A 12,664-nucleotide genomic window follows, 5' to 3' on the forward strand; every position below is an offset into this window, starting at 1 on the left:
GCGCGCGATTTGCCGCGCCCGCGGCACCCTTCCCAAGCTTGACGAACGGAATTTCCGCATGTTCGACCGTGACGCGATTCGCCGCGACTGGTTCTCCAATATCCGTGCCGACCTGCTCGCCGGACTGGTCGTCGCGCTAGCGCTGATCCCCGAGGCCATTGGCTTTTCGATCATCGCGGGCGTCGATCCGCGCGTCGGCCTCTACGCCTCGGTCGCCATCGCCATGGTGATCGCCTTTACCGGCGGTCGACCCGGCATGATTTCGGCCGCTACCGCCGCGGTCGCGGTCGTCGTGATCCCGCTGGTGCGCGACCACGGGGTCGAATACCTCTTTGCCGCGACAATTCTGATGGGTGTCTTCCAGGGCATCGCTGCGCTGTTGCGGCTCGACCTGCTGATGCAGTTCGTCAGCCGCTCGGTCATCACCGGCTTCGTCAACGCGCTCGCCATCCTGATCTTCATGGCGCAGCTTCCGCAGCTCGACCCGCGCGCGGAAGGGATCGGCTGGATGACCTATGCCATGGTCGCCGCCGCGCTGGCGATGATTTACCTGATCCCCAAGCTGACCACCGCCGTGCCCAGCCCGCTGGTCGCGATCGTGGTGCTGACCGCGCTCACCATCTGGATCGACGCGCCGGTAAATACCGTGTCCGACATGGGCGAGCTGCCCGAGGGCCTGCCCTATTTCGCGCTGCCCGACGTGCCGCTCACCTGGGAAACGCTCGCCATCATCGCTCCCTATTCGGCGACCATGGCGGCGGTCGGCCTGCTCGAATCGCTGCTGACCGCGCAGATCGTCGACGACATGACCCACACCGGTTCGAACAAGCGCCGCGAAAGCGGTGGTCAGGGCGTGGCCAACATCGTCGCGGCCATGTTCGGCGGCATGGGCGGCTGCGCAATGATCGGTCAGTCGGTCATCAACGTCACAAGCGGCGGGCGCGGGCGTCTGTCGACCTTCACCGCGGGTCTTTCGCTGCTGATCCTGCTGGCAGTGCTCGGCGATCTGGTCGGCCAGGTACCGATGCCCGCGCTGGTAGCGATCATGATCATGGTTTCGATCGGGACCTTCTCGTGGAACTCGATCCCCAATCTCTCGAAGCACCCCTGGCAAAGCTCGGTGGTGATGCTGACCACGGTGGCGGTCGTCGTCGCCACGCACAACCTCGCGCTGGGCGTGCTTGCGGGCGTGGTTCTGTCGGGCGTGTTCTTCACCCATAAGGTGATGACCATGTTCGAAGTGGTTCGCGAGCGCGAGGGCGATACCGCCACCTATCGCGCCAAGGGCCAGATATTCTACGCCAGCGTCGAGCGCTTCGAAGCAGCGCTCGGCCCCGAAAGCACCCAGCCCGACCCGGCGGACCACGTCATCATCGACGTGTCCAAGGCGCATTTCTGGGACATCAGCGCGGTGGGCGCGCTCGACAAGGTGGTCGAGCGCATGCGTCGCAACGGGCGCAGCGTGCAGGTCATCGGGCTCAACCGGGCAAGCAGCGACCTTGTCGACAAATTCGCGCTGACCGACAAGACCGGCGTCGAAATCGGGCTGGCGCCGCATCCGTGAGGATTGTGGCGAGTCCCCGCGCAGACGGGGGCCCCGCCGGCCATGGCACTTGACGGCCTGTGACCCCGGCCTGCGCCCGGATCAGTTATGCCCGGCCTGGAGCGCCGATAGAATCTCCAGCGCCTCTTCCCCACGGTCGGCGGGCACGAAGGCATGATCGTGGTGAAAGGCTGCGATCATGTTGCAGGCAATGCCAGCCTCGGCGAGCGCGCTGGCGACGGCCGCGGTAAGGCCGAGGCCTTCGAGATCGGAATGGACGGTCAAGGTGATACGCGCAAAGTCCGGTCCCTCCATGCCCAGCTTCTCTGCAAGCCTTGCCGGAACGATCGCCGTCACGCCCTCATCCTCGCGAATGGTGGCGATCGCGGCGCCCAGCAATTGCGGAGCATTGCCGGGTTCGACGAGGACGAAGCGCCAGCGACGCGGATCGAGTCGCGGGGCCATGCCGGCAAGCATGGCCCGAAGCTCGCCGACTGCGTCACTCACGGCTTCATGACTTTCGGATCGATATCGAAATGGAGGACATCCTCTCGCGCGCCGAGCTTGGTGTAGAGCGCAACGGCAGGGGCATCCGCCTGGTCGGCCTGTACATATACCACCCACGCCCCGGCATCGCGGGCGATCCGGCAGAGCGCCTCGATGAGTCGGGTCGCGATAGCGCGTCTGCGATACGCTTCCGCGACGGCAAGATCGTAGATGTAGAACTCGCGCCGACCTTCGATCTTGTCGAAGCGGAAGGCGACAAGCCCGCCGACGATTTCCGAACTCTCCAGCGCGACCAGCGCGACATTGCCATTATCGGCGAGCCATGCGGCGCGCTGCTGCGCCGAGGCACCCTCGCAATCGAGAACCTCAGGATCGGGAAATACGCGCGCGAAGAACAGGTTGAGCTCTTCCAGCCTGTCGGCGTCGCCAGGGACCAGGCGCGCATACTCCACCACGCTAGAGAATATACTTGCTAAGGTCGGCGTCGCCGGCGAGCGTTTCGAGCCGCTCGCGAACATATGCCGCGTCGATCGTCACGGTCTCGCCGGTATGTTCCTCGGCTTCGAAGCTTATGTCTTCGAGCAGGCGTTCCATCACCGTTTGCAAGCGGCGAGCCCCGATATTCTCGACGGTCTCATTCACCCGCGCCGCCAGCTTGGCGACTTCGGCGATCGCATCGTCGGTGAAGTCCAGCGTCACGTCTTCGGTACCGATCAGCGCTGTGTACTGTTCGACGAGGTTGGCGCGCGTCTCCTTGAGGATACGCACGAAGTCCTCCTCGGTCAGCGCGCGCAGTTCGACGCGGATCGGGAGGCGGCCCTGCAGTTCGGGCAGCATGTCGCTGGGCTTGGCAACGTGGAACGCGCCCGACGCGATGAAGAGCACGTGATTGGTCTTCATCGGGCCGTATTTGGTCGCCACCGTCGTGCCTTCGATCAGCGGCAGCAGGTCGCGCTGCACGCCCTCGCGGCTGACGCTCCCGCCGCGGACGTCGGAAACGGCGATCTTGTCGATTTCGTCGAGGAAGACGATGCCGTTGGTCTCGGCATTTTCGAGCGCGACGCGATTGACGTCGTCCTGGTCCATCCGCTTTTCAGCTTCCTCGTCGACGAGGCGGTCCCAGGCATCGGGGACCTTCAGCTTGCGGCGTTTCATCGGGCTCTTGCCCATCGCCTTGCCGAGCATGTCGCTGAGGTCGATCATGCCGACGCCGCCGGGCATGCCGGGAATGTCCATCTGCTGGCCCGGCTGTTCGCGCACCTCGACCTCGACCTCGGTCTCGTTCATCGCATTCTCGACGATCCGCTGGCGGAACGCCTCGCGTGTCGCCTCGCTGGCATTGTCGCCAACCAGCGCCGTCAGCAGGCGTTCCATCGCCGCTTCGCTCGCGGCCTCCCGCACAGCCTCGCGACGACGCTCCTTCTCGAGACGGATTGCCTCTTCGGCAAGGTCACGCGCGATCTGATCAACATCGCGGCCGACATAGCCGACTTCGGTGAACTTGGTCGCCTCGATCTTGATGAACGGCGCTTCGGCGAGCTTCGCCAGCCGGCGGCTGATCTCGGTCTTGCCGCAGCCGGTGGGACCGATCATCAGGATGTTCTTGGGCGTCACCTCGTCGCGCAGTTCGGGACCGAGCCGCTGCCGGCGCCAGCGGTTGCGGAGCGCCACGGCAACCGCGCGCTTGGCGTCTTTCTGGCCGATGATGTGCTCGTCGAGCGCGGCGACGATCGCCTTGGGAGTCAGATTGTCCATCAAATCCTCAGACCGTTTCGACGGTCACATTGCCGTTGGTGAAGACGCAGACATCGGCGGCGACCGCCATCGCCTTGCGCGCAATGGTTTCGGCATCGTCTTCGTAATCGACCAGCGCCTTGGCGGCCGACAGCGCGTAATTGCCGCCCGATCCGATCGCCGCGATCCCGCCTTCGGGTTCGAGCACATCGCCATTGCCGGTGAGGACCAGCAGGTTCTCCTTGTCGGCCACGATCATCAGCGCTTCGAGATTGCGCAGGTACTTGTCCATGCGCCAGTCCTTGGTCAACTCCACCGCAGCGCGAAGGAGTTGGCCATTATGCTGTTCGAGTTTGCGCTCGAGCCGTTCGAACAGGGTGAAGGCATCGGCGGTCGCACCCGCGAACCCAGCGACGACCTTACCCTCGTCGCCGATACGGCGAACCTTCTTCGCATTGGGCTTCATCACCGTGTTGCCCATGGAGACCTGTCCGTCCCCGGCAATAATCGTCTTATCGCCGCGCTTGACGCCGATGATGGTGGTGGAATGCCACTGGGTCAGCCCGTGGCGATCGTCTTGTGAACTCATGCCGCGCGATATGGGGCGCGCGCGGCGGGGGTCAAGCCGTGCGCTTCAGCTGTTTACTGGCCCGGCCCCGCGGCGCCCGGCGCACCGACTGCGCCGATATTGCCGAACAGATCTTCGAGGAAGGTCCGCTCGCGACCGAGCGTTGGCGTCGCATCGCCATCGGGGCTCAGGTAGACGACCTTGTCGATCCCGGTCCGTTCGGCCGAGATCACATTGCCGGCCTCGTCGAATTTCACCGCCAGCACCGAATGTTCGCGGATGCGCGGGCGGACGAAGGGCCGGCGGCCGGTCGTGCTCGACACGTAATACCAGGTGGTCTGACCATACTGGCTTTCGAAGGTCGGGCGGCCCAGCGTGCCTTCGACGCTGCGCTGGTTGTCGATCCCGGGCTGGACCGTCTGCAGCAAAGTTGCATCGACGATGTATCCGCGTGGTTCGCGGATCGAGGTGCAGCCGCTCACTGCAATGGCTGCTGCACCGATGGCGGCGAGACCCAGAATTTTCGACCTGTTCATGGGAACAGCAAATCTCCGTCTGTCGGCAGGCGCTTGGCCGCGGGCGGCCCCCTGCCTATATGCTCGGGGAACGCCTTAATCCGAAAGCGGCGACCCATGCAACTCGGCAATGGGGAGCGCTTGGGGATCGCGGTTTGAATTGCCGCTGAACGGAGTATTCTCGTGTCCTTCCTGTCCCGCCTTTTCGGCACCCAGCCCGACCCGCGCGAAGAATGGCGCGCATTGTGGCATCGCACCGTCGCCGAAGCGCGCGATCCCGACTGGTATCGCATGTGCGGCGTCGCCGACAGCGTCGAGGGGCGGTACGACATGATCACGCTGGTTCTGACATTGGTCATGCTGCGACTTGAAGACGAAGGCGGAATGGAAGCCAGCACCGCGCGGCTGACCGAATTGTTCGTCGAGGACATGGAGGGGCAGATGCGCGAGGCCGGCATCGGCGATCCCACCGTGGGCAAGAAGATCAATGCGCTGATGGAAAGCCTGAACGGGCGCATCGGCGCCTATCGCGAAGGTTTGCGCAGCGACCCCAAGGTGCTGGTCGATGCGGTGCGCCGCAACGTCACCATGGCGCAGCCGGACGAGGCCGAAGCGCTGGTCCAACGGATGGCCGCGCTCCACGCACGGCTCGAACGCACGACGATCGATCAGCTGCGCGCCGGAGAGATCGTTACATGAGCACCCCAGAACTCAGCCGCCTGGTCAAGCCCCGCGCGCTACCGGCCGAGCCAATGGTGATCGAGACCAGCGAAACCGAACGCGCCGCGCTGGCCGAACGATTCGCGATGACCGCAATCCCCAAGCTGACCGCCAGGGTGGAATTCGACACGAAGGACGAGGCTGTGCTGGCCAATGGCACGCTGACCGCGACCATCGTACAACCCTGCGCGGTGACGCGCGAGGACCTGTCTTACGATGTCGCGGAACCCCTGGCGCTGCGCTTCGTACCCGCCGGGTCGGCGCCGGATTACGCACCGGACGAGGAGATCGAGCTCGACAGCGAGGATCTCGACGAGATCGAGTATGAGGGCGCCAGTTTCGACCTCGGCGAAGCCATCGCCCAGACGCTGGCGCTCGCCATCGATCCCTACCGCGAGGGCCCCGGCGCCGACGAGACACGCCAGAAAGCCGGCATCACCAGCGACGAAGAACAAGCGCCGAGCGGCCCGCTGGCGGAAGCGCTGGCGAAGCTCAAAGGTGAGAGCGGCTAAATTCCGTTTTTGGGTGGGAAGCGGACATCTCGACCGGAATTGAATGCGCACGCGAGGACGTTAGGGTCGGAGGGACTCACGGGCGGGAGTCGAACCCGCCAAGACGAACCATATTTGGTTCGCCCACGCCGACCGTGTCAGAGCCGAGACTAGCCTAACTATTTGTCGTTACGTCCGCAACCTGGCCGTTCACCGACTGTCCGCACCTGGGGTAGCGCCACCTCAGTAGATCGGACACAAACTGGCGTGGGAAGCGGACTGGCTCACCGACTTAACTTCTGAACCCGTAGAAGGATAACCCTGTACCTACCAATACTCCGGCCGCTAGCGAGAATAATCGAGTTTCAGCCGAACCTGAGGCTAGGATTATCGCTCCAAAGATAATCATCGCGACTGCCGCCACCGCCATTTCTCGATGCCATTTTTGCTTGGCGAAAAGAAGGAGCATGATCGCTCCGCCAGCTAGCCAGACAGCGCCCAATACCGGCGCGATCGTTTCCGAGAGGATTGAAACCATTGTCGGAAACTACGCGGGACATATTAATATGCCAACGACCGCAATGTCGTCGCTAGTGGACGCTCCCATCGGTTCAGTCCCGCCCACGCGGGGCTGAACACAGGACGCGACTCAGAACGGGATGTCGTCGTCGAGATCGTCGTAGTTCGAACCGCCGCCCGAACCGCCGGAGCTGCCGCCAGACGATCCGCCACCGCCCTGATTCCAGCCGCCGCCCTGGTCTCCGCCAGAACTGCCACCGTAATTGCCACCGCCGCCGCGGTTACCGCCGCCCCCTGAACCGCTCTGCGCGCCGTCGAGCATGGTCAGCGTGCCGTTGAGGCCGCGGATCACGACTTCGGTCGAATAGCGGTCGTTGCCCGACTGGTCCTGCCACTTGCGGGTCTGCAACTGGCCTTCGACATAGACCTTCGAACCCTTGCGCAGAAAGCGCTCGACCACGCCGACGAGGCCGTCGGAAAAGATCGCGACACTGTGCCACTCGGTGCGTTCCTGGCGTTCGCCGGTATTGCGATCCTTCCACGTCTCGGTGGTGGCGAGGCGCAAATTGGCGACCCGACCGCCGTTCTGGAAGCTGCGGATTTCCGGGTCTGCGCCCAGGTTCCCGATCAGCATGACTTTGTTGAGGCTTCCGGCCATCGAATCGTCCCTTCGTATCTGTTGGCGAAGGGCCTAACCGAGGCTTCGAGTCGCTTCTAGGGCCACGGTCGAGTTTCCACCATGGCGGAGCGAATTCGCTACAAGCCGAGCGCAGTCGCGATCCAGAAGGTCAGTCCGGCGAAAACATAGGCCAGGGCGAAGAGATAGCCGACCATGAAGGCGGGCCATTTCCAGCCATTGGTCTCGCGCCGGGCGACCGCGATCGTCGAAATGCATTGCGGTGCGAAGACGAACCAGGCGAGGAAGGCCAGCGCGGTGGGCAGGCTCCATAGCTCGGCGATCCGGTCGGTCACGCCCTCCGCTGCAAGGTCCTCGTCCTCGGCATCGACCGCATAGGTCGTGGCGAGCGCCGAGACGGCGACCTCGCGCGCGGCCATTGCGGGGACCAGAGCCAGGCTCATTTCGCGGTTGAAGCCGATCGGCTCGAGCACCGGATGCAGGCCATCGGCGATCATGCCCGCGACGCTCGCATCCATCTGGCTCTCGCCCGGCTCGGCCTTGGGGAAGCTCAGCATCAACCACAGCGCGATGGTGACGACGAAAATGATCGTGCCCGCACGGCGCAGGAACACCCAGGCGCGCTGCCACAGGCCGATGGCAAGATCCTTTACGCGCGGCAGCTGGTAGCGCGGCATTTCCATGATGAAACCGCTCGCCGCACCCTTGGCGACCGAATTGCGCAGCGCCAGGGCAACCGCCATCGCGCCGACGATGCCCGCAATATAGAGCGCGAAGAGCACCAGCCCCTGCAGCCCCACGCCGGGCCCGACCGTCGTTTCCGGAATGACCGCCGCGATGATCACCGCATAGACGGGCAAGCGCGCCGAGCAAGTCATCAGCGGAGCGACGAGAATGGTGGTGAGTCGATCCTTGGCATCGGGAATGCTGCGGGTGGCCATGATACCCGGGATGGCGCAGGCGAAGCTCGACAGCAGCGGGATGAAGCTCTTCCCCGAAAGACCCACGCCCGCCATCAGCCGATCCATCAGGAAGGCTGCCCTGGCCATGTAACCGCTCGCCTCCATCACCAGGATGAAGAAGAACAGGATGACGATCTGCGGCAGGAAAACGACCACGGAGCCGACGCCGGCCAGCACACCCTCGGTCAGGAAATCGCGGATGAAACCGGGCGCCAACGTGTCCGTGACGAGGCCCGAGATCGCGCCCACGCCGCCTTCGAGCGCATCGGCGAAAGGCGTTGCCCAGGCGAACACCGCCTGAAAGATCACGAATAGCAGGCCGAACAGGATGACCGGCCCGATCCACGGATTGAGCAGCACGCGGTCGATGCCGTTCTCGACCGTGTGGCGCGCCGACTTCGACAGGATCGCGCCCCGCGCCATGTGTTTTGCCGCCAGCCTGCGTTCGGGCAATGTGATGTGCCAGCGCTTGTGCGCCTCTTCGTCGGCGTGCCTTTCGGCTTCGGCGATGGCTGCCGCCAGTTCCGCCAGCCCCTTGCGACGCACCGCGACCGTCGGGACGACGGGAACCCCCAGCGCTTGGGAAAGCGCTTCGGCATCGAGCGTCAGCCCGTCCCGCTCCGCGAGATCGATCATGTTGAGGGCGACGACCGTCGGACGTCCCAGTTCGAGCACTTCCTGTGCGAAGACGAGATGTTGCTCGAGATTGGCTGCGTCGAGCACCAGCACGATCACGTCGGGCGTCGCCTCGCCCTCGAATTCCCCGTGCACGACCTTGCGCGTGACTTCCTCGTCTGGGCTCGCGGCATCGAAACTGTATGAGCCCGGCAAGTCGATCAGCTCGACAGGATCGCCGCCCGGCAAGAGCAGTCGCCCGGCCTTTCGTTCGACGGTAACGCCCGGGTAGTTGGCGATTTTCTGGCGCGCGCCGGTCAGCGCGTTGAACAGCGCCGATTTGCCGGCATTGGGGTTGCCGACGAGCGCCGCGATGCGCCCCTTGACCGGATCGTCGCGGCTCATGCGGCCTCGACCTCGATCGCGAGGGCATGCGACCGGCGCAAGGCGATGGTCATCCGCCCGATACGCACTGCGAGCGGGTCGCGCGTGCCGAAAATGCCGCGGTGGACAACCGCGACTTCCGCGCCCTCGTCCACGCCCAGCGCCTTGAGGCGCTTGCCCTCGTCCTCGGCCAGGGCAGTCCAGTCGACCGCGACGATGCGCGCAGTCTTGTCATGTTCGAAACCGTCGAGCGTCATGCGCGTCGCCCTGTCAGAAGTGGGCGCCAGTTGCAACTGGTTATCAATAGCGGGCTATCGCGCCGGGTAGCGCAGTCTTCCAAGGAAGCGCGAGACGCTGAAACTCTCGCGCTCGGAATTCAGCCACTTGGCCTTGGCCTTTTCGAACTTCATCACGCCGTCGATCCGGCGATCGAGAAAGGCTTTCGTATCCGCCTTGTCCTCGCTCTCGTCCTCGACGAAGACCGCAAGCGTCGCGCCATAGATCGAGGCGAGGATCGCGCGCTTGGTATAGTGGTTGTAATCGGTCGCCGTATCGCCCGCGAGCCGCCACATCACATCGGCGCTGTGCCAGCCGGTCTTGAGCGCGCGCGCTGCATTCTGCGGCATGGCCATAATCGCGAGCGCGCGGCGCAGCGCCTCCTCAAGCCCAACGACCGCATCGAGCCGGTACTGGATTAGGCTGCGGATACGCTCGCGAATCTTCATTTCGGCGAGCTTTTCCGCCGGAAGGTCGAGCGCCATCTGCCGGTCGATGGTTTCGATCCAGGCGCAGATCATGCCCATCGCGCCTTCGTCCTTGAAGGCCAGGCGCGCAACGTCGCGATCGGCGCCGAGCTGATCGGCGGCCATGTCGAGCGCGGCATGGCTCCAGCCGTCGAATACGGCTGCCTCGGCAATGCCGGGGGCAAGCGCGAGCCGCAGCTCATCGAGCGTCAGGTCTTCGACATCCATCGCTCAGTTCGGCCCGTAGGCTTCGGTCTGCTCGCCGCGCTGGGCCTCAGCCCGCTCGATCTCCTCGAGCATGTCGGAGCGCGCGCCCATCAAGGTTGCGTAATCGCGCGCGGTCCGGCCCGAATTGTCGGCGCGGTCGGCGCTGGCACCCTTCTCGATCAAGAGACGGACGAGCCCCCCGTCGCGCCGATGCACGGCGGAAATCAGCGGCGTTTCGCCGGTGCTGTTGGGCACGTCGACCTTTGCTCCGCGCTCCGCCAGGATTTCGACCCCTTCGACGAAACCGAGTTGCGCGGCAAGCTGGAGCGGTGTCGTACCGTTCTTGTCCGCAATGTCGGGATTGGCACCCTTGGCGAGAAGGAAGCGCATCCACACCGCATCGCGCCTCTGCGTCACGATATGCAGCGCGGTCTCGCCGCTGGTGACGTCGCGCGTGTTGACGAGAATGCTACCCGGCTCGGAAAGGAATTGGGTGACCTCGTCGCCCTGACGCTTTTTTACCGCCTCGAGGAACTGATATCCGTCGCGCTGCATCTGCGCCTGCAGCGGAGTCGCGACAATCGCTCCTGCAAGCGTGAAGAGAAGAGAAAATTTCGCGAAACGCTTCACCGTCTGAAAGCCCCTATTATCCGCACATCATAGACCGACACGCCCTTGCGGAGCGGCGCTTAGCAGACCATGAACCGTCAGACCATGCTACGCAAGATCGCCCCCCCTATCGCCGCCCTTGCCCTGCTGTCTGCTTGCGAGAGCGCGCCGCCACCCGAACCCCCGCTCGCCGGCGCCGCGATCGGGGACGAATTCACCTTGACCGGTGAAGACGGCACGCCGGTAAGCTGGAGCGATTTCGACGGGCAGTACCGCACGCTCTATTTCGGCTATACCTACTGCCCCGACGTGTGCCCGGTCGATACCCAGCGCGCGATGGCGGGGCTGAAAGCGTTTGAGCAGGACAACCCGGAGCTCGGCGCGCAGATCCAGCCCCTTTTCATCAGCGTCGATCCGGCGCGCGACACGCCCGACGTGCTCGCCGAATTCACCGACAATTTCCACCCGCGCCTGATCGGTATGACCGGCACCAAGGAACAGATCGATACGGTCACCGATGCCTTCGCCGCGGCCTATACTATCGAGGAGCCCAACGAGGCGGGCGGTTACCTCGTCGGGCACACCAACATCACTTATCTGTTCGGTCCGGACGGTAATCCGCTGGCCATGCTTCCGACCGACGAGGGGCCTGTAGCGGTTGCTGCGGAACTGGAAAAATGGGTGCGCTGAGGGACCGCTTCTGGGAACGGCCGCTGGCCGACCTGAATCAGGACGAATGGGAAGCGCTGTGCGACGGATGCGGCCGCTGCTGCCTGCACAAGGTCGAGTATGAAGACACCGGCGAGATCGAGCATACCAATGTCGCGTGCAAACTGCTCGACACGCAGACCGCGCGCTGCACCGATTACGCGCACCGCAAGGCCTTCGTGCCCGATTGCCTGCGTCTGACGCTCAAGATCGTCGACGACGTCACCTGGCTGCCGTCGACCTGCGCCTATCGCAGGCGGGCGGACAACCAGCCGCTCCCTCACTGGCATTACCTGCTGACCGGCGACCGCGAGGGTGTGGTGCGCGCCGGAGTATCGGTCGCGGGCCGGGTGATCGGCGAGGACGAGGCAGGGCCGCTCGAACACCATGTCGTCGACTGGGGCGACGGGGAATATGACGACGAGGAGGCGGCGGCATGATCGACTGGCTCCGCCGCGAAGCGCTGGAGCCGGTGATCGAGCTGGACGGACGCGAGCTACCGATCGAGCTGACCCGCAACCGCCGCGCCAAGCGCCTGACCTTGCGGATGGCGCCCGATGGCAGCGCGGTGCGCATCACCCTGCCGCATTGGTGCCGCAGCGTCGAGGCGATCGCCTTCGCCCATGCGCGCCGCGAATGGCTGGCCGCCGAACTCGCCAAGGTGCCCGAGCGGCGCGATCCGGTGCGCGAGGGCAAAGTGTTGTATCGCGGGGCCCCGATCTCCGTGGACTGGCGCGAGGACGCACCGCGCAAGCCTTCCTTGTCGGGCGGAGCACTGTCGCTCGGCGGGCCGCAACATACGCTCGGCAAGCGGCTGCAACGCTGGCTCGAGGGCGAGGCGCTGCGGCTGTTCGCCGACGATGCGGCCGGGTATTGCGCGCGCGGCGAGATCGAACCCGCCGAGGTCAGGCTGACCCGGGCGCGGCGCCGCTGGGGCAGCTGCTCCTCGGAAGGCGTGTTGCGCCTCAATTGGCGGCTGGTCCAGGCGCCGGACCCCGTCCGTCGTTCGGTCGTCGCGCACGAAGTCGCGCATCTGGTTCATTTCGATCACTCGCCTGCCTTCCACGCGCTGCTCGAACGGCTCTACGAGGACGATATCGAGCAGGCCAATGGCTGGCTGAGCCGCCATGGCCGCGAGCTCTACGCCGCATTCGGGTAAGCGATACTGGCGCGGTTCATCGAAAGCCCCTATCTTGTGGGCC

Annotated in this window: 16 protein-coding genes; 6 read left to right on the forward strand and 10 right to left on the reverse strand. The window is 64.7% G+C overall.

The features are described 5' to 3' along the window. Nucleotides 1-58: 58 nt before the first annotated feature. Nucleotides 59-1,564 (forward strand): SulP family inorganic anion transporter, encoded by a 1,506-nt coding sequence (locus ACQY4G_RS02220; RefSeq protein WP_421992750.1) that lies wholly within the window; start codon nt 59-61, stop codon nt 1,562-1,564. Between the two features lie 81 nt (nt 1,565-1,645). Here ACQY4G_RS02220 and ACQY4G_RS02225 read toward each other — a convergent pair whose 3' ends face one another. The 5 genes from ACQY4G_RS02225 to ACQY4G_RS02245 are packed head-to-tail and all read right to left on the reverse strand — an operon-like array spanning nt 1,646 to nt 4,888. Continuing rightward, entirely contained in the window at nt 1,646-2,050 is a 405-nt protein-coding gene (locus ACQY4G_RS02225; protein WP_421992752.1) for an ACT domain-containing protein, read from the reverse strand. After that, nucleotides 2,047-2,502, reverse strand: a complete 456-nt coding sequence (locus ACQY4G_RS02230; protein ID WP_421992754.1) for a GNAT family N-acetyltransferase — start codon at nt 2,500-2,502, stop codon at nt 2,047-2,049. The genes ACQY4G_RS02225 and ACQY4G_RS02230 overlap by 4 nt, the downstream gene beginning before the upstream one ends. A 4-nt stretch (nt 2,503-2,506) precedes the next feature. Continuing rightward, nucleotides 2,507-3,808, reverse strand: a complete 1,302-nt coding sequence (gene hslU / locus ACQY4G_RS02235; RefSeq protein WP_421992756.1) for an ATP-dependent protease ATPase subunit HslU — start codon at nt 3,806-3,808, stop codon at nt 2,507-2,509. Between the two features lie 4 nt (nt 3,809-3,812). After that, nucleotides 3,813-4,373, reverse strand: a complete 561-nt coding sequence (gene hslV / locus ACQY4G_RS02240; RefSeq protein WP_067693896.1) for an ATP-dependent protease subunit HslV — start codon at nt 4,371-4,373, stop codon at nt 3,813-3,815. A 53-nt stretch (nt 4,374-4,426) separates the two neighbouring features. Continuing rightward, complete coding sequence (locus ACQY4G_RS02245) at nt 4,427-4,888, reverse strand: outer membrane protein assembly factor BamE (protein WP_067693893.1); 462 nt, start codon at nt 4,886-4,888, stop codon at nt 4,427-4,429. Nucleotides 4,889-5,050: 162 nt separating this feature from the next. Here ACQY4G_RS02245 and ACQY4G_RS02250 point away from each other — a divergent pair, with 162 nt between their 5' ends. After that, the gene (locus ACQY4G_RS02250; protein ID WP_421992758.1) at nt 5,051-5,566 is read left to right on the forward strand and encodes a ubiquinol-cytochrome C chaperone family protein; all 516 of its coding nucleotides are present in this window, start codon (nt 5,051-5,053) and stop codon (nt 5,564-5,566) included. Further along, nucleotides 5,563-6,099 (forward strand): YceD family protein, encoded by a 537-nt coding sequence (locus ACQY4G_RS02255; protein WP_421992760.1) that lies wholly within the window; start codon nt 5,563-5,565, stop codon nt 6,097-6,099. The genes ACQY4G_RS02250 and ACQY4G_RS02255 overlap by 4 nt, the downstream gene beginning before the upstream one ends. 628 nt (nt 6,100-6,727) lie before the next feature. On the opposite strand, the gene ssb is transcribed toward ACQY4G_RS02255, so the two are convergent. The 5 genes from ssb to ACQY4G_RS02280 all read right to left on the reverse strand — a co-directional run bounded on the left by ssb (nt 6,728) and on the right by ACQY4G_RS02280 (nt 10,700). Beyond that, complete coding sequence (ssb, locus tag ACQY4G_RS02260) at nt 6,728-7,255, reverse strand: single-stranded DNA-binding protein (RefSeq protein ID WP_421992762.1); 528 nt, start codon at nt 7,253-7,255, stop codon at nt 6,728-6,730. 98 nt (nt 7,256-7,353) lie between these two features. Beyond that, nucleotides 7,354-9,216, reverse strand: a complete 1,863-nt coding sequence (feoB, locus tag ACQY4G_RS02265) for a ferrous iron transporter B (protein WP_421992764.1) — start codon at nt 9,214-9,216, stop codon at nt 7,354-7,356. Further along, nucleotides 9,213-9,452: a FeoA family protein gene (locus ACQY4G_RS02270; protein ID WP_421992766.1), complete on the reverse strand. Its 240-nt coding sequence runs from the start codon at nt 9,450-9,452 to the stop codon at nt 9,213-9,215. Before ACQY4G_RS02270 ends, feoB begins: the two co-directional genes overlap by 4 nt. Before the next feature lie 54 nt (nt 9,453-9,506). Beyond that, a complete protein-coding gene (locus tag ACQY4G_RS02275; RefSeq protein ID WP_291169301.1) occupies nt 9,507-10,166 on the reverse strand; it encodes a COQ9 family protein in 660 nt (219 codons plus the stop codon). Nucleotides 10,167-10,169: 3 nt separating this feature from the next. Beyond that, nucleotides 10,170-10,700, reverse strand: a complete 531-nt coding sequence (locus ACQY4G_RS02280) for an ankyrin repeat domain-containing protein (RefSeq protein WP_421992768.1) — start codon at nt 10,698-10,700, stop codon at nt 10,170-10,172. 144 nt (nt 10,701-10,844) lie between these two features. On the opposite strand from ACQY4G_RS02280, the gene ACQY4G_RS02285 reads away from it, so the two are divergent. Genes ACQY4G_RS02285 through ACQY4G_RS02295 form a run of 3 tightly spaced genes read left to right on the forward strand, consistent with a single transcriptional unit; the run spans nt 10,845 to nt 12,621 of the window. Continuing rightward, nucleotides 10,845-11,444, forward strand: coding sequence for an SCO family protein (locus ACQY4G_RS02285; protein ID WP_425061708.1), 600 nt, complete (start codon nt 10,845-10,847; stop codon nt 11,442-11,444). After that, nucleotides 11,432-11,902, forward strand: a complete 471-nt coding sequence (locus tag ACQY4G_RS02290; protein ID WP_421992772.1) for a YcgN family cysteine cluster protein — start codon at nt 11,432-11,434, stop codon at nt 11,900-11,902. Before ACQY4G_RS02285 ends, ACQY4G_RS02290 begins: the two co-directional genes overlap by 13 nt. Beyond that, nucleotides 11,899-12,621, forward strand: coding sequence for a M48 family metallopeptidase (locus ACQY4G_RS02295; protein ID WP_421992774.1), 723 nt, complete (start codon nt 11,899-11,901; stop codon nt 12,619-12,621). The genes ACQY4G_RS02290 and ACQY4G_RS02295 overlap by 4 nt, the downstream gene beginning before the upstream one ends. Nucleotides 12,622-12,664 lie beyond the last annotated feature (43 nt).

This window comes from Qipengyuania sp. (assembly GCF_965277845.1).
In the GTDB taxonomy this organism is placed as follows: Bacteria; Pseudomonadota; Alphaproteobacteria; order Sphingomonadales; family Sphingomonadaceae; genus Qipengyuania.

What these genes read in the sequence shown, in the direction of transcription:
- hslV (WP_067693896.1), bottom strand. Translation starts at nt 4,373, where the DNA reads ATGAGTTCACAAGACGATCGCCACGGGCTGACCCAGTGGCATTCCACC.
- ACQY4G_RS02220 (WP_421992750.1), top strand. Translation starts at nt 59, where the DNA reads ATGTTCGACCGTGACGCGATTCGCCGCGACTGGTTCTCCAATATCCGT.
- ACQY4G_RS02290 (WP_421992772.1), top strand. Translation starts at nt 11,432, where the DNA reads ATGGGTGCGCTGAGGGACCGCTTCTGGGAACGGCCGCTGGCCGACCTG.
- feoB (WP_421992764.1), bottom strand. Translation starts at nt 9,216, where the DNA reads ATGAGCCGCGACGATCCGGTCAAGGGGCGCATCGCGGCGCTCGTCGGC.
- ACQY4G_RS02270 (WP_421992766.1), bottom strand. Translation starts at nt 9,452, where the DNA reads ATGACGCTCGACGGTTTCGAACATGACAAGACTGCGCGCATCGTCGCG.
- ssb (WP_421992762.1), bottom strand. Translation starts at nt 7,255, where the DNA reads ATGGCCGGAAGCCTCAACAAAGTCATGCTGATCGGGAACCTGGGCGCA.
- ACQY4G_RS02275 (WP_291169301.1), bottom strand. Translation starts at nt 10,166, where the DNA reads ATGGATGTCGAAGACCTGACGCTCGATGAGCTGCGGCTCGCGCTTGCC.
- ACQY4G_RS02255 (WP_421992760.1), top strand. Translation starts at nt 5,563, where the DNA reads ATGAGCACCCCAGAACTCAGCCGCCTGGTCAAGCCCCGCGCGCTACCG.
- ACQY4G_RS02280 (WP_421992768.1), bottom strand. Translation starts at nt 10,700, where the DNA reads ATGCAGCGCGACGGATATCAGTTCCTCGAGGCGGTAAAAAAGCGTCAG.
- ACQY4G_RS02285 (WP_425061708.1), top strand. Translation starts at nt 10,845, where the DNA reads ATGAACCGTCAGACCATGCTACGCAAGATCGCCCCCCCTATCGCCGCC.
- ACQY4G_RS02245 (WP_067693893.1), bottom strand. Translation starts at nt 4,888, where the DNA reads ATGAACAGGTCGAAAATTCTGGGTCTCGCCGCCATCGGTGCAGCAGCC.
- ACQY4G_RS02295 (WP_421992774.1), top strand. Translation starts at nt 11,899, where the DNA reads ATGATCGACTGGCTCCGCCGCGAAGCGCTGGAGCCGGTGATCGAGCTG.